Source organism: Gemmiger formicilis (assembly GCF_024462815.1).
In the GTDB taxonomy this organism is placed as follows: Bacteria; Bacillota; Clostridia; order Oscillospirales; family Ruminococcaceae; genus Gemmiger.
In genome coordinates, this window is the sequence record NZ_JANGCG010000001.1 from 271,111 (window position 1) to 289,947 (window position 18,837).

Annotated in this window: 16 protein-coding genes and 1 other RNA gene; all 17 read left to right on the forward strand. The window is 58.9% G+C overall.

The window, feature by feature from the left end; translation table 11 throughout:
- Position 1: 1 nt before the first annotated feature.
- The 17 genes from gmk (at position 2) to secF (ending at position 18,837) form a co-directional block, all read left to right on the forward strand.
- Positions 2–580, forward strand: coding sequence for a guanylate kinase (gene gmk, locus NE623_RS01300; protein ID WP_256271006.1), 579 nt, complete (start codon positions 2–4; stop codon positions 578–580).
- Positions 577–2,844 (forward strand): replication restart helicase PriA, encoded by a 2,268-nt coding sequence (priA, locus tag NE623_RS01305; protein ID WP_256271005.1) that lies wholly within the window; start codon positions 577–579, stop codon positions 2,842–2,844. Before gmk ends, priA begins: the two co-directional genes overlap by 4 nt.
- A gap of 18 nt (positions 2,845–2,862) precedes the next feature.
- Entirely contained in the window at positions 2,863–3,378 is a 516-nt protein-coding gene (def, locus tag NE623_RS01310) for a peptide deformylase (protein ID WP_256271004.1), read from the forward strand.
- Between the two features lie 5 nt (positions 3,379–3,383).
- Positions 3,384–4,304, forward strand: coding sequence for a methionyl-tRNA formyltransferase (gene fmt / locus NE623_RS01315; protein ID WP_256271003.1), 921 nt, complete (start codon positions 3,384–3,386; stop codon positions 4,302–4,304).
- Positions 4,301–5,608, forward strand: a complete 1,308-nt coding sequence (gene rsmB, locus NE623_RS01320; protein WP_256271002.1) for a 16S rRNA (cytosine(967)-C(5))-methyltransferase RsmB — start codon at positions 4,301–4,303, stop codon at positions 5,606–5,608. The genes fmt and rsmB overlap by 4 nt, the downstream gene beginning before the upstream one ends.
- Positions 5,609–5,645: 37 nt before the next feature.
- On the forward strand, positions 5,646–6,683 hold the full coding sequence (gene rlmN, locus NE623_RS01325; RefSeq protein ID WP_256271001.1) for a 23S rRNA (adenine(2503)-C(2))-methyltransferase RlmN: 1,038 nt from the start codon (positions 5,646–5,648) through the stop codon (positions 6,681–6,683).
- 25 nt (positions 6,684–6,708) lie between these two features.
- A complete protein-coding gene (locus NE623_RS01330; RefSeq protein WP_256271000.1) occupies positions 6,709–7,458 on the forward strand; it encodes a Stp1/IreP family PP2C-type Ser/Thr phosphatase in 750 nt (249 codons plus the stop codon).
- The gene (gene pknB / locus NE623_RS01335; protein ID WP_256270999.1) at positions 7,451–9,373 is read left to right on the forward strand and encodes a Stk1 family PASTA domain-containing Ser/Thr kinase; all 1,923 of its coding nucleotides are present in this window, start codon (positions 7,451–7,453) and stop codon (positions 9,371–9,373) included. The genes NE623_RS01330 and pknB overlap by 8 nt, the downstream gene beginning before the upstream one ends.
- 15 nt (positions 9,374–9,388) lie before the next feature.
- The gene (rsgA, locus tag NE623_RS01340) at positions 9,389–10,249 is read left to right on the forward strand and encodes a ribosome small subunit-dependent GTPase A (protein ID WP_256270998.1); all 861 of its coding nucleotides are present in this window, start codon (positions 9,389–9,391) and stop codon (positions 10,247–10,249) included.
- Positions 10,246–10,878, forward strand: coding sequence for a thiamine diphosphokinase (locus NE623_RS01345; protein WP_256270997.1), 633 nt, complete (start codon positions 10,246–10,248; stop codon positions 10,876–10,878). The genes rsgA and NE623_RS01345 overlap by 4 nt, the downstream gene beginning before the upstream one ends.
- 213 nt (positions 10,879–11,091) lie before the next feature.
- Positions 11,092–12,636, forward strand: a complete 1,545-nt coding sequence (locus NE623_RS01350; RefSeq protein WP_256270996.1) for an SPOCS domain-containing protein — start codon at positions 11,092–11,094, stop codon at positions 12,634–12,636.
- Between the two features lie 14 nt (positions 12,637–12,650).
- Entirely contained in the window at positions 12,651–14,126 is a 1,476-nt protein-coding gene (gene spoIVA / locus NE623_RS01355; RefSeq protein WP_256270995.1) for a stage IV sporulation protein A, read from the forward strand.
- 12 nt (positions 14,127–14,138) lie between these two features.
- On the forward strand, positions 14,139–14,351 hold the full coding sequence (locus NE623_RS01360) for a hypothetical protein (RefSeq protein WP_256270994.1): 213 nt from the start codon (positions 14,139–14,141) through the stop codon (positions 14,349–14,351).
- Positions 14,348–14,602, forward strand: a complete 255-nt coding sequence (locus NE623_RS01365) for a pro-sigmaK processing inhibitor BofA family protein (protein WP_256270993.1) — start codon at positions 14,348–14,350, stop codon at positions 14,600–14,602. The genes NE623_RS01360 and NE623_RS01365 overlap by 4 nt, the downstream gene beginning before the upstream one ends.
- Before the next feature lie 46 nt (positions 14,603–14,648).
- Positions 14,649–14,987: RNase P RNA component class A (gene rnpB / locus NE623_RS01370), an RNA gene on the forward strand.
- A 213-nt stretch (positions 14,988–15,200) separates the two neighbouring features.
- On the forward strand, positions 15,201–16,481 hold the full coding sequence (locus tag NE623_RS01375; RefSeq protein WP_256270992.1) for an aminotransferase: 1,281 nt from the start codon (positions 15,201–15,203) through the stop codon (positions 16,479–16,481).
- A gap of 43 nt (positions 16,482–16,524) precedes the next feature.
- Entirely contained in the window at positions 16,525–18,837 is a 2,313-nt protein-coding gene (gene secF / locus NE623_RS01380; protein WP_256270991.1) for a protein translocase subunit SecF, read from the forward strand.

Here is an 18,837-nt window from a genome sequence, read left to right on the forward strand (position 1 = left end):
GATGAAAGGCGAAAAATATCTGTTTGTTGTCTCCGGCCCTTCCGGCACCGGCAAGGACACCGTTGTGGCCGCACTGCTGAAAAAGCACCCGGAAATCCAGCACACTGTTTCCGCCACCACCCGCGCCCCGCGTGATGGTGAGAAGGACGGCATCAACTACCACTTTATGTCGGTGGCAGATTTTGAGAATCATCTGGCAAACGACCAGATTGTAGAGCACACAAAATACTGCGAGAACTACTACGGCACCCTGCGCAGCGAGATTGAGGGCCGCATGAAGCTGGGTATCCCGGTCATTCTGGTCATTGAGGTTGAGGGCGCGGGTAACATCAAAAAGATGTATCCCGGTGCCACCACCATCTTTGTGCTGCCCCCGGATATGCAGGAGCTGGAGCGCCGCCTGCGCTGCCGCGGTACCGAGGATGAAGCCACCATCCAGCGCCGCCTGAAGCGCGCCGAAACCGAGATTGCCAATTCCGTCAACTATGACGAGCACGTGGTCAATGTCGAGGTGGATTCCTGCGCTGAGAGTCTGTACTCCATCATCCAGTTCAAGCTGCAGCACGGCAGCGACGAATGAGTCTGCTGCTCGCGCAGGCCGCTGTCAACGATGCCAACATCCACTTTGACCGGCTCTACTCCTACCTGATACCGGCACCGCTGTGCGGCAGGGTATTTCCCGGCAGCATGGTGCTGGTGCCCTTCGGTCGCGGCAACAAGGCCCGCATGGCTGTTGTGCTCAGTGTGGACGAGGTGGCAGAGACAGACGCCCCGGCACAACTGAAGTCCCTCTACGATGCCGCGCCCGAGGATGCCCGCCTGACGCCCGATCTGCTGGAACTTGTGCGTTTTTTGAAAGAGCGCACCTTCTGCACATGGTTCGAGGCCGTCAAGGCGGTCATCCCATACGGTGCGCAGTACCGCCCCGCCGTGGTAAACGGAAGGCACGTAATGCAGGGCAGACTGAGCCGTTCGACCGAGCGCCTGTATACCCTGACCGGCCCCCTGCCGGAAAAGCTGAAGCCCGGCCCGCGCCAGCTGGCCGCTGTACAGGCCCTGCAGAAGGGTCCGCTGACAGCGCGGCAGCTGGACGAGGTGGGGATTTCCCGGGCAACGCTGGACAGCCTTGTCAAGCGTGGGGTGCTCACCGCGTCCGAGCAGGACAAGGCCATCGATTTGTTTGCAGCCATTCCGTTTGACCCGCAGCCGTTGGAGCTTTCTGCTGAACAGCAGCACGTTTTTGACGAGCTGCTGCCAAATCTGGAGGACAGCAGGCCCCACGCGGCCCTGCTGCACGGTGTGACCGGCAGCGGCAAAACCATCGTTTTTCTGCGCCTGATTCAGCGCACGCTGGAGCTGGGGCGTAAGGCGCTGGTGCTGGTGCCGGAAATCAGCCTGACACCCCAGATGATACAGCGGCTGAAATCCACCTTCGGCAGCCGTCTGGCGGTGCAGCACTCCGCGCTCAACAACACAGAGCGTCTGTTGCAATGGCGGATGATTCAGCAGGGGAATGCAGATATCGTTGTAGGCACGCGCAGCGCCGTCTTTGCGCCGCTGCAAAATCTTGGCCTTATCATTATGGATGAGGAGCAGGAGCACACCTACCAGAGTGAATCTGCGCCACGCTATGATGCCCACGATGTGGCAAAAAAGCGTGCAGTGATGGAAAACGCATTGCTGCTCTTTGCCTCCGCCACGCCGCTTACTGAAACCTACCATGCCGCCCAAAGCGGCAAGCTGCAGCTGGTTGAGCTGAAGCACCGGTACGGCGGGCGGCCGCTGCCCAGTGTGGATTTCATTGATATGCGCGCCGAGCTGGCTGCAGGCAATCCGCGGGAGGTCAGCGTGCGTCTGGCACGGGAGCTGCAGGAAAACCTGAACAACGGTGAGCAGAGTATTCTGCTTTTAAACCGCCGCGGCTACCGCACCATCGGTATGTGCGGTACCTGCGGGCACGTGCTCAAATGCCCGAACTGCAGCGTGCCGCTGGTCTACCACAAGCCCCAGCAGGCGCTTCTGTGCCACCATTGCGGGCACACAGTGCATCCGCTGCCCCAGCTTTGCCCGGAGTGCGGCGGCAAAATCATCTACAGTGGCTTCGGCACCCAGCGGGTGGAGGAGGAGCTGGCCGAGCTCCTGCCCGACGCACGCATTCTGCGTATGGATCAGGATTCCACCTCACGTAAGGACGCCCATGAGACAATGCTGGCCCAGTTTGCCCGGCATGACTATGACATTCTGCTCGGCACCCAGATGGTTGCCAAGGGCCTTGATTTTGAAAAGGTTTCCCTGGTTGGGGTTCTCGGCATTGACTCGCTGCTGTTCGGGCATGGATTCCGCGCCTATGAAAGCGTGTTCAGCCTGATTACACAGGTTGTGGGGCGCAGCGGCCGTGCAGAGCTGCCCGGCCGGGCGCTAATCCAGACCTCGGTGCCGAATCATCCTATTCTGCAGCTGGCCGCCGCGCAGGACTACGAGGGCTTCTACCGGGAGGAAATCACCTTCCGCAAATTCGGCCTGTACCCGCCGTTCTGCTCCTTTGTGGTGGTCGGTTTCGTCGGAAGTCAGGAGGGAGCCGTCTTTATCGCGGCACAGCGCTTCGGCGCACTGCTGGCACAGCACGCAGCGCAGAAGCCAAGCATCCCGCTGCGCATCCTTGGGCCTGCCCCCATGAACATCACAATGCTCAACAACAAATACCGCTACAAGCTGACGCTGAAATGCCGCAACGATGCAGCCTTCCGGGCGCTTTTGCAGGAGACGCTGCACGCCTACGATGCGGAAAAGCTGCCGCAGAAGGCGTCCGTCATACTCGATTTCAATTCTGATGGTGATTTATAACATTTGGAGGTTATTTTTATGGCACTGCGTACTATCGTTCAGGACGGCGATCCGATTCTGAAAAAGGTCTGCCGCCCCGTTACCAAGTTTGATGACCGTCTGGGCACGCTGCTCGACGATATGAAGGAGACCCTGCTGGACGCAAACGGTCTGGGGCTGGCCGGTCCGCAGGTGGGCATGATGCGCCGCCTGTTCATCTGCCTGGATGACCGTGACCTTCCCAAGGAGGTCCCCGAAAACTACGAATACAAGTTCATTGAGTTCATCAACCCGGAAATTCTTGAGCTGAGTGACGAACAGGTCGAGCTGTATGAGGGCTGCCTGTCCTTCCCGGGCCATAATGGTGCCATCAAGCGTTCCAAGCACGTCAAGGTCAAGGCACAGGACCGCCACGGTGAGTGGTTTGAGATGGAGGCCGATGATATGTTGGCCCGCTGCATCCAGCATGAAAACAACCATCTGGATGGCATTACCATTATGGATCTGGCCGAGCATTTCTATGAGGACGATTACCCCGAGGAAGAAGAGGACTAAAGTTTATGCGCATCCTGTTCATGGGCACCCCCGATATTGCCGCGGAAAGTCTGGCCGCCCTGCTGGCTGCCGGGCATGAGGTCTGCGGCGTATTCACCCGCCGTGACAAGCCGGTGGGCCGCAAGCAGATTCTGACGGCACCGCCGGTCAAGCAGCTGGCTGTGGAGCACGGTCTGCCGGTCTACCAGCCCCGCACCCTGCGGGACGGCTCCTCCGATGACCTCATCAAGGAGCTTGCCCCGGATATCATCGTTGTGGTGGCCTACGGCTGCATCATCCCGCCGCAGCTGCTGCACGTTGCCAAATACGGCTGCATCAATCTGCACGTATCCATGCTGCCGAAATACCGCGGCTCCGCGCCCATTCAGTGGGCCGTTCTCAACGGTGATGCCGGTACCGGCGTGACCATTATGCAGCTGGACGAGGGACTGGACACCGGCGACATCCTGATGGTGGAGCCGGTTGCCATTGACCCGGAGGAGACCAGTGGTTCCCTGTTTGACCGCGTCAGCGCCGTGGGTGCCAGGACACTGGTAACTGCATTGGAAAAAATCGAGGCAAGGGAGTTCGTTCCGCAGAAGCAGGACGATGCCGCCGCCACGCTGGCCCCGCCGCTGACGAAAGATATGGCCCGGTTTGATTTCACGCAGGATGCTGCCCACATCCACAACTGGGTGCGCGGTATGAACCCGTGGCCCATGGCGTGGTTTGAGCAGGACGGCAAGCGCATCAAGGTGCTGGAATGTCATCTTGCTCCCAACGAGCAGAACGCTGTGCCCGGCACGGTGCTTTCACTCAAGCCTCTGACGATTGCCGCCGCAGGCGGCGCGGTTTCGCTGCTGACCGTCACGCCGGAGGGCGGTAAGCCGATGGCAGGCACAGCATGGGCGGCAGGCCGCCGCCTGAAAGTGGGGGACAGCCTGTGACGCCGCGCCGTCTTGCCGTCAAGGCACTGATTCATCAGGAGCAGGCCGGCTACTCCAATCTGGTGCTGGATGCCGAGCTGAAAAAGTGTGCTCCGCCGCTGGACAGCCGCGATGCCGCCTTTGCCGCACGCATCTTTTATACCACGCTGGAGCGTCTGCCGCTGCTGGATTATCTCTTGAACCAATTCACAAAAAAGCCGGTTGCCAAATTGGACGCACCTGTCCGCGCCGTGCTGCGGGCAGGGCTTGCGCAGGCAAGATATATGAATGTGCCGCTGCCCGCCGCCGTGAATGAGTCGGTCAAGCTGACCCGTGCACTGGGCAAATCCAGCGCCGCAGGCATGGTCAATGCCGTGCTGCGCCGCGCCGCCGCGTCCAGCGTCTGTGAGGACGATTTTACCGACCCGCTGGAGCGTCTGGCAACCTATTACTGCCTTTCACGTCCGGTGGCCGAGCTCTTCTATGCGCAGTTCGGGGAGGAAGCCTTCTCTTTGGCGGCTTCGTTTTACAACAAGCCCAGAACCACCATTCGCGTGAACACACTGCGCACAAGTGACGCCGCCCTGACCGCCCTTCTGCAAAGCGAGGGGCATACGGTAACGCCCGCGCCCCTGCCGCACGCGCTGACGGTGGAATTTTCCGGTTCGCCCGCCGCAAGTGCCGCCTTTCAGGAAGGTTTTTTCCATGTACAGGGTCTGGCCAGCCAGTTTGCCGCGCTTTGTGTGGATGCACAGCCCGGCCAGCAGGTACTGGATTTGTGTGCAGCGCCGGGCGGCAAAAGCCTGACCCTTGCCGAAGCGATGCAGAACAAGGGCCAGCTTGTCAGCGGCGAATTTGTACCCGCCCGCGTGCCGCTGCTGCAGAAGGCGTTTGACCGTTGTGGCATCACCTGTGCCGTGGCCGTTGAAAATGACGCCGCCCTGCACAATACGGATTGGCCGAGATTCGACCGCGTCCTCTGCGACGTACCCTGTTCAGGCTTGGGCGTTATTGCCAAAAAGCCGGATATTCGTTACAAGGATTTGGACGGGATAGAGAATCTGCTCGCCACGCAGCAAAAAATTCTGCAAAACGGCGCGGATTCTCTTGCCGAAAACGGCCGTTTGGTGTATTCTACCTGTACAGTGAATGTGCAGGAAAATCAAGCACAGGTGCAAAAATTTCTTTCCGCGAACCCGGATTTTCGTGTTGTGACACCGGAAATAACCTTGTCTGGCGTAGATGTCACACCGCTGGGCACGGTATTTCTGCCCCACAAAACCGGAACAGATGGTTTTTTTGCCGCCATTCTGGAACGAAAGTAAAGTAAAACTCGTTATTATATAAGGGAGGTTCCCCCGCATGGGTGAAAGAATCTGTATCTCGGATATGACGCTGGACACCCTGACGGCGTACATCGTCGGGCTGGGCCAGCCGAAGTTCCGTGCCAAGCAGATTTTCAAGTGGCTGCATCAGAAGCTCGTGACGGAGTTTTCCCAGATGACCGACCAGCCCAAAACCCTGCTGGCGGCTCTTTCGGAGCAGTGTACGATTGCAGCGCCATCCATCCGCCGCCGCCAGCAGTCCAAGGATGGCACCGTCAAATATCTGTTGGAGCTTGCCGACGGAAACTGTATTGAAACCGTTCTGATGCGCTACAAATACGGCAATACTGTCTGTGTGTCTACGCAGGTGGGCTGTGCGATGGGCTGCCGTTTCTGTGCGTCCACGCAGGCCGGGCGGGTGCGCGACCTGACAGCGGGGGAGATTGCCTCGGAAATTTATACCGCCCAGAAAGACTCCGGGGAGCGCGTCTCGCACATTGTCCTGATGGGCATCGGGGAGCCGCTGCACAACTTCAACAATGTGATGGACTTTCTGGAAATCATCTCCTGCCCGGAGGGCGTCAACATCGGTATGCGCAACATCAGCCTGTCCACCTGCGGCCTTGTACCGAAAATAGACGAGCTGGCCAAGCGCCATCTGCAGCTGACGCTGTCGGTGTCTCTGCACGCACCGGACAACGCAACACGCTCCGGTATGATGCCGGTCAACGATGCGTTCCCGCTGGAGCAGCTGATTCCGGCCTGCCGCCGTTACCAGAAGGAGACCGGACGCCGCATCAGCTTTGAGTATTCGATGGTGCGCGGCGTCAATGACAGCAGCGAGATGGCGCACAAACTGGCCGACCTTATCAGGGGCATGGGTGCGCACGTGAATCTGATTCCTATCAACCCGGTGGATGGCAGCCCCTACTCCGCCACGGATGACGCGAATGTGCACCGCTTCCAGAAAGAGCTGGAGGCCCTTGGCGTCAACGCCACAGTGCGCCGCCGTCTGGGTACGGATATCAGCGCCGCCTGTGGCCAGCTGCGCCGCGAGGATGCACAGGGGAAATGAGTGTAACGGAAAGGAACCAACCTGAATGAAGATTGCCGCAATCACGGATATCGGCAGCTGCCGCCAGGAAAACCAGGATAACTACTGTGCGCAGCAGCTGGCAGGCGGCACCGCCTGGGGCATCGTCTGCGATGGCATGGGCGGTGTCAACGGCGGGCGCATTGCTGCCCGCATTGCCACGGACACCATGCAGCAGTATTTTGCCCGCCACCGCAAGGATTTGCAGCCGGGGCTGGAAAAGAGCTTCATCATGCGCGGCTTTGATATCACCAACCGCGCCGTGTATGAAAAGTCCACCTCCGACCCGGAAATGCAGGGCATGGGCACCACCGGCGTCTGCGCCTACGCAAGTAACGGACTTGCCCATGTAGTGCATGCCGGAGATTCCCGCGCTTATCTGTTCCACGCAGGGGAGCTGCGGCAGATTACCCGCGACCACTCGATGGTGCAGCAGCTGGTGGACAGCGGCCAGATTACCCGCGAGCAGGCCGCCGTCCACCCGCAGAAAAACCTCATCACCCGCGCACTGGGGGTATCGGCCAACATCGTGCCCGAATACAACCGCTGCGAGATTGAGGCCGGAGATACCCTGCTGCTGTGCACAGACGGCCTGACCAATATGGTCCCGGACGCCGATATTGCGCAGGTTCTGCGGGAGGTACCTTTCTTTGAGGCGACAAGTATTCTGGTGGACCGCGCCCTGCAGGCGGGCGGTCAGGATAACATTACGGTCCTGCTGATGGGCGTGGAAACTACGGAGGTCAACAATGGATAATCTGATTGGCAAACGGCTGGACGGCCGATATTCGATTGAAGGTCTGGTGGGCGTGGGCGGCATGGCCAACGTCTACCGCGGTACCGATTTAAAAACCGGCAACGCCATCGCCGTCAAGGTTTTAAAGGAAGAATTTCTGGATAATGAGGAGCTGGTTCGCCGCTTCAAAAACGAGTCCAAGGCCATCTCCATCCTCAACCACCCGAATATTGTCAGGGTCTATGACGTCTCTGTCACCGACAAGCTGCAGTACATCGTCATGGAGTACGTGGACGGCATCACGCTGAAGGAGTACCTCAAGCAGCGCGGCGGTGCGTTGACGTGGAAGGAGACCGTGCACTTTGCCACGCAGATTCTCAGTGCGCTGCAGCACGCCCATTCCAAGGGTATCATCCACCGCGATGTCAAGCCGCAGAACATTATGCTGCTGGCTGACGGCTCCATCAAGATGATGGATTTCGGCATTGCCCGCTTCTCCCGCGCACAGAGCCAGACCGTCAGCGATAAGGCCATCGGCTCGGTGCATTACATCAGCCCGGAGCAGGCCAAGGGCGAGCGCACCGATGCCCGCACCGATATTTACTCCGTGGGCGTTATGCTGTATGAGATGCTGTCCGGCCGCCTGCCCTTTGATGGTGACGGTGCGGTTTCCATCGCTATCATGCAAATTTCCGAAAAGCCGAAGCCGCTGGCTGAAATTGCCCCCAACACCCCGGAGGGGTTACGCCAGATTGCCGAGAAGGCCATGGAAAAGGATCCGGACAAGCGCTACCAGAGTGCGCAGGAAATGCTGGACGCCATCGAGGAGTTCAAGCGCAATCCCTCTATCCGCTTCGAGTACGAATACCGTGCCTCGGAGGACAACCCCGAAAGGAATATCAATCGCGTGGTAAACAGTTCTAAGCCGGGCGCAAAGTCCGCAAGCATCCGCACCGGGGATGCCCGCCGTGTGGGCACCTCCAACCCGGGCCGCAGCAACTCCGGCAAGAAGAAGAAAAAGAAGGCCGCCAAAGGCTTCTCTCTGCTGCCGATTTTCTTTGGTATGGCCGTGGCGTTTGTCATCGGCGCAGCCATCCTGATTTATCTGATTTTCACAAATTCCAGCAACCTTTTGTTCTCCAACCGCGCCGATGTGCAGATTATCAGCTTTGTGGGCATGACGAAGGACGAGTTCATTGCCTCCGACTACAACAACCTTCTGCGTGCAGAGTTTCCGGAGGAGTATTCCAGTGAGCCCGCGGGCACCATCATCCGCCAGACCCCCAAGGCCGGGCGTACCGTCAAGGAAAAGCAGCGCATTGTGCTGACCGTAAGCCTCGGCACCCAGTACGTAACAATTCCCGAAATGAAAAATATGGTGGCCGAGGACGCCGAGCAGACGCTGAAGGATATGGGGCTGCGTGTGACCAAGAAGCCGATGGTGGACAACTCCGTCGCAAACGGCGCGGTTATCTATTCTCAGCCCGCCGCCGGAGAGACTGTGGAGGGTGATACCACCGTCATCCTCTACGTCAGTCGTTCGGAAATCTCCAATCAGAGCTCGGTACCCAGCCTGACAGGCAAGACCATAGAGGAGGCCCGCAACGAGGTCAAGGGCCTGAACCTCTCCATCCGCACGGTGGAGCAGGCCAGTGAGCAGCCTGCCGGCACCGTTCTGGCGCAGTCGCCCGAGGCCGGCGCCAGCGTGCGCAAATCCAGCTCCATCACGCTGGTGGTCTCCACCGGTGTGCCGGAGGTTGTGGAGACGCCCACACCCAACCCGACTGCCATTATATATGAGGACGGTACCATCTACGTGCCGGAGAGTTCCTGGACGAGCCTGGACGGCAAACACGAAATCACCCAGCACACTGACGGCACAATGTGGAACGAGTTGGGTCAGCAGTGCGACTCTCAGGGCAACCCCCTCGGTTGATAGGTGAGGGACGCAATGGCCTATATTACAAAAGGCATCGGTGGCTTTTACTATGTAAAAACGCCGGACGGCATTGTGGAATGTAAAGCCCGCGGCATCTTCCGCAAGCGCGGCATCACGCCGGTGGCGGGGGATAACGTTGTCCTTTCCGCCGATGGTACGATGATTGACGAGATTCTGCCGCGCAAAAATGTCTTTATCCGCCCGCCGATTGCCAATCTGGATATTCTGTTTATCGTTACCAGCACAACCCAGCCTGTGCCCAGCACACTGGTGCTGGATCAGCTGGCCGCCGCCGCTATCTACAAGGATGTGCAGCCTGTGCTGGTTGTGACCAAGGCTGATCTGGCCGCTGCTGATATGCTGCGCACCGCCTACGCGGGCAGCGGGATACCGCTGGTGCAGCTGAACTATGAGACCGGCGAAGGACTGGACGAGGTGCGCCGCCATATTGCGGGTCATCTCTGCGCCTTCTGCGGCAACTCTGGCGTGGGCAAGTCCACGCTGCTCAATGCACTGGCCCCGGAGCTCAAGCGCGAGACCGGGCAAATCAGCCAGAAGCTGGGTCGCGGCCGCCATACCACCCGCGAGGTCGAGATTTTTGAAATCTGCGGCGGCCGTCTGGCCGACACCCCGGGCTTTGCCAGTCTGGAGGCGCAGAAGCTCTGCCGCATCCCGAAGGAGGATTTGCAGCACACTTTCCCGGAATTTGCCCCTTATTTCGGGCAATGCCGGTTTACCGGCTGCTCGCACCGCAGCGAAACCGGCTGCGCTGTGCGGGAGGCTGTGGAGGCCGGAACCATCAGCAAAACACGCTACGCCAGCTACCTTGCCATGTATGAGGAAGCCAGCGCCCGGAAGGAGTGGGAAAAATGAGCAAGCGTGCCGTCCTGCTTTCAGCCGTGCCTGTATCCACCGCTATGGTACGGTATGTTCAGCCGGAAGATTTTGTGGTGGCCTGTGACGCTGGCTACCGCAACGCCGAACGGCTGGATCTGACAGCAGATTTGATTGTGGGCGATTTTGACTCCGCCCCGCAGCCCCACACCGAGCGCGACACCATCGTGCTGCCCCATGTGAAGGACGATACCGATACCCAATACGCCGCCCGCTGGCTGCTGGAGCATGGCTATGACGAAATCACCATGCTGGGTGCTCTGGGCGGTGCACGACTGGAGCACACACTGGCCAATCTGGCCACCGGACTGTATCTGGCCAAAAACGGTGTGAATGTCCTGCTGGCCGATGAGCGCAGCGAAATCCGCTTCCTTGTGCCGGGGCGTGAGCTGGTTCTTCATCAGGGAAGCTGGAAGTATCTTTCCGTATTCCCGATGGAGGGCACGCTGACCGGTGTCTGCATCCGCGGCGCGTACTACCCGTTGGAGGGTGCCAACCTGACCGCGGATTATCCCTTAGGCGTCAGCAATGAGTTCACCTCCGAAGCCGCACAGCTTTCCTGCACAGGCGGCTGCGGTGTGGTGGTGCTGACATGCGATGATGTGTAACACACAGCCCCGCCGCCGCATAATATGGCCTACACAGAAAGTGAGGTGTACGCCATGCACATTGTTGTGGTTCGCTGTCCGCGCGTCTTTCGCTGGCTTCTTCGCACAGCCTTCAAGGTTTGAAATTTACCCCTGCCTTACCCGGGCAGGGGCTATTTTTTTGCTCTGGCGCATATACTGCCCCAAGAACGTAATCGGAAAGGGGCAAGCAATATGGAACTCAAGGTGTTCAAGGACACCATCGCATCGTATGGCGGCCGCTGGGAAACGCGGTTGGAGCTGCCGGTGGAGACCGAGATACTGATACCCGACTATCTGCCTGCAGTGTTCAAAATTGTCAAATGCCTGATAACGCCTGTTGTGCTGCAGAACCGCGTTTCGGGCGGGCGCTGGCAGAGCGAGGGCTATCTGCGCTGCACGGTCTACTACCAGAGCGAGGAGCCCGGCGCAAGGTTGCAGCGCACCGAGCAGAAATTTGCCTTTGAAAAATCTGTTGAGCTGCCCGCCGGGCAGTATGCCGAGGGCCCTGCGCAGGTCTGGGGTGAACCGGAATACTGCAACTGCCGTGCCGTCAGCGAGCACCGCATTGATTTGCGCGGCGCGTACATTCTCTGTGCCGCGGTAGCCGTGCGCAGAGAGCTCGAGCTGCTCACCTCGCTGGCTGACTGCGGCGTCGAGCAGTACACCCGCATTATGCAGGGCCTGCAGTGTGCCGTGACCGAGGAAAGAACTCTGACTGCCGAGACCTCCGCCACGCTGCCCGGCGCAGGGGAGACTGTGCTGGATATCACCGGCAGCTTTGTTCCGGGCGGGGGCACCGCCGCCACCGGTCAGGCCAGCGTGCAGGGCACCCTGCAGCTTCAGCTTTGCAGCCAGAACGCCGACAATGGTGAGCTGACGGTCCGCAGCCGGGAAATTCCGGTTCAGCAGACCTTTGAGCTGCCCGGCGCGGCCGAGGAGGACACCGCCCTTGTCCGTGGCGAGGTACTGGCCTGCACCCTGAGCGCTGCGGACGGCGCAGGGGAGGCGCAGCTTTCGGTGACATGGCGATTGCGCATTGAGCTCTGGCGTGAGGTTCAGTACAGCGTGGTGGCAGATGCCTACTCCACGCTCTGTAAGCTGCAAACCGTACAGACCGCCTGCCGTCTGCTGCAAAAGACCGCGTCGCTGGCAGGGCGTATCCCGGTGAGCATTGAGGACGATTTGCCGGATGCGGAGGGAACGGTCATGGGCTGCTTTGTGACGCTGGGTGCGCCTTGCGTTCTGCCCGCCGACGGCGACGCAGCCGAAACGCATCTGAAGCTGCAGGGCAAAGGCACCGCCCATGTGTTCCTGAGCGACGCACGCGGTGAGCTGACATGCTATGACAAGCCCTTCACGTGGCAGCCCGATGCCGTATGGCCCGGCACACCGGACAGCGCATGGCCCAGTGTTGGTGCCGCGGTGGTGCGGGTTGCCAGTAGCAAAAACGGTGCACGGCTGCGGGTGGATTTAGAAATCGAGCTGACCGGCGCACTTTTGCAGGCGCACAGTTGTGATGCCCTGTGCGGTGTGGAGCTTGGCGAGGAGTACGATGACAGTGATGAACCCGCACTGTACATTTATTATGCACAGCAGGGGGAGCGCATCTTTGACATTGCCAAGCGCTACCACGCCCGCGCCCGGGATCTGGCTGCGGCCAATCACCTCGATGCCAACGGCGCACCGCCGGAGACCACCGCCGAGACTGCCTGCCTGCTGATTCCCGCAGCGCTGTAAAGGAGGGGACATCCGTGACACAGGATCAAATCTACCAGAACATTGCCCAGCGCACCGGCGGGGACATTTATTTGGGGGTTGTCGGCCCGGTGCGCAGCGGCAAAAGCACCTTCATCAAGCGCTTTGCCGAGCTGATGTTACTGCCGCGCATCAAAAACGAGGCCCGCCGCGCCCGCGCCCGGGATGAGCTGCCCCAGTCTGCCGCCGGGCGCACCATTATGACCACAGAGCCGAAGTTTATCCCGGAAAAAGCTGTCAAAATTGAGCTTTCGGGCGGCGGCAGCTTCCGGGCACGGCTTATCGACTGCGTTGGCTATATGGTGGACGGCGCTCTCGGGCATGAGGAGAACGAGGCTCCGCGGCTGGTCAAAAGCCCCTGGTTCGCGCAGGAGGTTCCCTTTGACCTTGCCGCCGAAACCGGCACGCGTCAGGTTATCCGGGAGCACGCCACCGTCGGGCTGGTTGTGACAACCGACGGTTCCGTGGCCGATTTGCCGCGCTCCGCCTATGTGGATGCAGAGCAGCGCATTATTGCCGAGCTCAATGACATTGGCAAGCCCTACATCATCCTGTTGAACTGTGCCGACCCCGACAGCGAGGACGCCCGACGCCTTGCCGCCGAGCTTACCGAGCAGTACGGCCGCGCCGTTCTGCCGCTGAATTGCACAACCATGACAGTGGAAACGCTCGACAAGCTCCTGCAAACGCTTTTGTATGAGTTTCCCATCCGGGAGATTGCCGTGCGGATGCCCGGCTGGGTCACTATGCTGGAAAGCGGCCACTGGTTGCAAAGCGCCGTCTACACAGCCATGCTGGACTTTGCCGCTTCGGTGCGCCGCATGGCTGACCTTGCGGGCAGGCGGCCGCAGCTGGGGTGTGAATATATCACATCCGCCTCGCTTACCGGTATGGATTTGGCCAGCGGCAGTGTCGGTATCAGTGTAGTGGTAGCCCCGGATATCTTCTATAAAATTCTGGGTGAGCAGGCCGGGCTGGATATTGTGGATGAAGCCAGCCTGCTGCCCTGCGTTGTCAGCCTTGCCCGCGCCAAGCGCGCCTACGATAAAATCAAGTCGGCACTTGAGCAGGTGGAGGCTACCGGCTACGGCATTGTTATGCCGGGCATTGACGAACTGACGCTGGAGGAGCCGGAGATTGTGCGTCAGGGCGGGCAGTACGGCGTGCGGCTGTCTGCCAGCGCCCCCAGCCTGCACATTATGCGCGCCAACATCCACACCGAGCTCTCGCCCACAGTCGGCAGTGAGCAGCAGGGTGAGGAGCTCATCAAAAGTCTGCTTTCTGATTTTGAGACCGACCCCGGCAAGCTGTGGAGCACCAACATCTTCGGCAAGAGTCTCAATGAGCTGGTCAGCGAGGGCGTTCAGGCAAAGCTGCTGCATATGCCGCAGGAGGCCCGCAGCCGCCTGCAGCAGACGCTGGAGCGCATCATCAACGAGGGCTGCGATGGGCTGATTTGCATCCTGCTGTGACGGAGGGACCTTATGTTCAGACGCATTTCCACACAGGAGCGTGAGCGCCGCGCCGCCAAGGCGGAGCTGGAGGTCACGATGCGGGCGCTCCGCGCCAATGACAGTGCCTTCCGGGAGGCGCAGGACCCCTTTTATATTGAGCAGCTGACCTACCAGCACGCAGCGCTTATGTGCCGGTGCCGCGCCCTGCTGCGTCTGCTGCGGGCAGACAGGGAGGACGTATGACCGGGTATCTGCCGTATCTGCTCGCTCTCGGCTGTGCTCTGCTTGTGGTGCGCAGCGCGGCGGCACAGCGGCACGGTGTGCGCAGCCTGCTGGCAGGGGCAGTATGCGGGCTGGGACTGGTTGCACTGCTGGGTCTGCTGGCCCCGATGACCGGCATCACCCTGCCGCTGAACCGCTTTACCGGCTTCTGTGCCGGGGTTCTGGGCCTTCCCGGCGTGACCATGCTGCTGCTTTTGCGGCTGCTTTTATAAAATTTCTTGCCAAAGGCGCGGAAATATGCTATACTCTTTTAGAAAACGAGTGGAACATACGGCGGCGGGACAGCCCGCAAGGGCTGCCTGAGGAAAGTCCGGGCTTCACAGAGACAGAGTAACTGCTAACGGCAGCCGGGGGTGACCCCAGGGATAGTGCAACAGAAAGAAACCGCCGCGCAAGCGGTAAGGATGGAAAGGCGAGGTAAGAGCTCACCAGCGCACTGGCGACTTTGCGGCTATGTAAACCCTGCTCGAAGCAACATCCGTATGGGACATTATGCGGAGTCTCGCGCGTCCCGGTGATGGCGTGAGCCTTGCGGTGACGCAAGGACAAGATAGATCGTCGTTTGATACAGAACCCGGCTTACGGTCCAGTCGTTTTTCTTTGGATTTTCGCAAAAGCGCATCTGTTTTTGGGGCAGATGTGCTTTTTTATGTTTTTCTGCATAAAAAAACGCAAATTGAGCCAAAAAGCGCTTGTTTATTTCGGATAAATCGTATATAATGTAGTGTACGCCTGTGATTGTGCCAAGATAGAGGATGGCACAGCCACAGATGGTAGGGAAAAGTATACTATATTATGGGGGATCGTATTATGGCTGATTACTTTGCAATGAATCACGACGAACTCACCGCAGAAAAGGCCGCGCTGGAGGCCCAGTACAAAAAGTTTCAGGATATGAACCTGAAGCTGAACATGGCCCGCGGCAAACCCGGCCCGCACCAGATGGATCTGGCCATGGACCTGCTCAAGATGGACAACTACATCACTGACAACGGCTTTGACACCCGCAACTACGGCGAGCTGGAGGGCCTGCCGGAGGCACGCGCCCTGTTTGCCGATGTGTTTGGCGTCAAAGCGGACGAGGTTTTTGTGGGCGGTAACTCCAGCCTGCAGCTGATGTACAATCTGGTTGCCATCGGTATGATGTTCGGCTTTCAGGATTCCCCCAAGCCTTGGGGTCAGGTCGAGCACCGCAAATTTCTCTGCCCGGTTCCCGGTTATGACCGCCACTTTGCCATCACCGAGGAGATGGGCTTTGAACTGATTAGCATCCCCATGAGCCCCGACGGCCCCGATATGGACAAAATCGAGGAGCTTGTCGCCAATGATGACACCATCAAGGGCATCTGGTGCGTGCCGCAGTATTCCAACCCGGACGGCTACACCTACAGCGATGAGACCATCCGCCGCTTTGCCGCGCTGAAAACGGCAGCACCCGATTTCAAGATTTTCTGGGACGAGGCTTACATCGTTCACCACCTGACCGATGAAATCATCGAGACCCCGGTTCTTCTGAATGAAGCCAAGAAGTATGGCAACGAGGACCGCGTCTTTATGTTCACCTCCACCAGCAAAATCACCTTCCCGGGCGCTGGTATCTCCGCCATTGCCTGCAGCGAGAACTCGATGAAGTATATGTGCAAGCGGTTCTCGACCATGATTATCAGCTATGACAAGATGAACCAGCTGCGCCACGTCCGCTTCCTCAAGAACAAAGCCGGTGTTCTGGCCCATATGGCCAAGCATCGCCGCCGTCTGGTGCCCTGCTTTGACGCTGTCAAGACCACCTTTGCCGAGGAGCTGACCCCCTGCGGCGATATTGCCCACTGGACGAACCCCAAGGGCGGTTATTTCATCAGCCTGTATGTTATGCCCGGCTGCGCCAAGCGCGTGGCCCAGCTCTGCAAGGATTGTGGCCTGACCCTGACGGGTGCAGGCTCCGCCTATCCGTACCACAAGGACCCCGATGACTCGCATCTGCGCATTGCGCCCACCTATCCGAGCCTGACCGAGGTTGAAACAGCTTCTGCACTGCTCTGCGTCTGTGTGCGTCTGGCAGTTGTTGAAAGACTGCTTGCTGACAAGCAGTAAAATAATCCCGCCCACCGGTGTGGGCAGTTTTTTGGAGGTTTCTATGAACAGAAAAGGGAAGTCATGGCCGTTGTTTGTCGTGGCAATTTTGATTGTGCTGTTCTCCCTGACGACCATTTTTGGTGTGAGCTATACCTACGGTGACACCAAAAATGTCTACATCAAGGGTGCATCCGACATCCGCTTCGGCATTGATATCCGCGGCGGTGTGGACGTTACGTTCATGCCGGCAGACGATGTGGATGCCACCGATGAGCAGCTTGCTGCAGCCAAAACGGTTATCGAGGATCGCCTTGTCGGCCTCGGCATCACCGACTACGAGAGCTACGTTGACAACAACAAGGATCGTATCATCGTGCGTTTCCCGTGGAAGAGCGATGAAGCGGACTTCAACCCGCAGACCGCCATCGACGAGATTGGCACCACCGCCAAGATGGTGTTCCGCAAGGGCTCCTCTGCCACCGGCGAGGAGATTCTGAGTGGTGATGATGTGGCTTCCGCCAGCGCCGCCTACAACGAGACCGAAGGCTGGGTTGTCCAGCTGAAGTTCAACTCCACCGGTGCATCTGCCTTTGCCGATGCGACCACCGAGCTGGCTGCCAGCAACGGCACCATCTCCATCTGGCTGGATGACAACAATATCTCCACAGCCACCGTCAATGAGGCCATCACCGGCGGTGAGGCCATCATCAAGGGCAAGTTTGATCAGGATAGCGCCTCCACGCTGGCCAACCAGATCAACTCCGGTTCTCTGCCCTTTGCTCTGTCTGCCGAGAGCTACTCCACCATCAGCCCGACGCTGGGTGCCAAGAGCCTTGACGTTATGGTGCAGGCCGGTATTATCGCCTTCCTGCTGGTTGCCGTCATGATGATTGTGCGCTATCGCCTGCCTGGCACGATTGCCGTTATCTCTCTGATGGGTCAGGTTGCCGCTACGCTGGCCGTTGTTTCCGGCTACTTCACGGTGTTCCCTGGCTCTACGCTGACCCTGCCCGGTATCGCCGGTATCATTCTGGGCATTGGTATGGGCGTTGACGCCAACGTTATCACCGCCGAGCGTATCAAGGAGGAGCTGTCCAAGAACAAGACCCTAGAGGGCGCTGTCAAGAGCGGCTTCAAGATGGGTCTTACCCCCATCATCGACGGCAACGTTACCATCGTGATTGTCGCAGCCATCCTGATGGGTGCCTTCGGCCCCACGGACGGCTTCTGGGCTAAGGTGTTCAACCCGATTTTCTTCTGGTTCGGACCCTCCACCGCCGGCACGATTTATTCCTTCGGCTTCACCCTGTTGACCAGTGTTCTGCTGAATTTCGTCTTTGGCGTCTGGGCTACCCGCGTTATGATTCGCGGCGCGGTTCACTTCAAGCCTCTGCGCAAGGCGTGGCTGTTCGGCGGCAAGAAGGAGGGCGGTGCCGACTTCAAAACGCCTTCCATCAACTTCATTGGCAACCGTAAGAAGTTCTACACCTTCTCCTGCGCACTGATTGCTATTGTGCTGGTGTTCTGCGGCATCTTCGGTGTCAAGATGGACGTCGAGTTCAAGGGCGGCTCCATGGTTACGCTGTCCTATGAGGGCGAGGCCGATCTGAACGCTTTGAAGTCCACCATCAGCACCGAGCTGAACAAGTCCAATCTGACCCTGCAGACCGGCTCCGATATTTCCGGCAGCCAGACCTTGACCGTCACCCTGCCCGGCAGCGAAACGCTGACCACCGAGCAGATGAACAGCCTGCTGACTACCTTGAACGAGCAGTATCCCGCCAACAACTTCGTGCAGAACGAGGTCAACAACGTGGATGCCACCATCGGCAAGGAGTTCCTACTCAAGAGTATTGTGGCTCTAATTGCCGCCTGCGTGCTGATTCTGCTCTACGTGGCCTACCGTTTCCGCAAGATTGGCGGTCTGAAGGCCGGTTCCACCGCTATTGTTGCCCTGCTGCACGATATGTTCGTGGTCTTTGGCGTTTTCGTCATCCTGCGTATTCCTCTGAACGGCAACTTCATTGCCGCTCTACTTACGATTCTGGGTTATTCCATCAACGATACCGTTGTCATCTATGACCGTATCCGTGAGAACAGCGCCCTGTACAGCAAAAAACAGATGGGTCTGGCCGAGTTGGTCAACCTGTCCATCAACCAGAGCTTTGCGCGTTCTCTGATGACCTCCATCACCACCTGTCTGGCGCTGGGCGTTGTCTGCGTGATTTCCGTCATCTATCGTCTGGACAGCATCTACTCCTTCGCGTTCCCGCTACTGTTCGGTATGGTCAGCGGTGTCTACAGCACCATCTGCATTGCCACGCCGCTGTGGGTTGACTGGAAGAGCAAGAAAAAGGCTGCCAAGAAGGCTTGA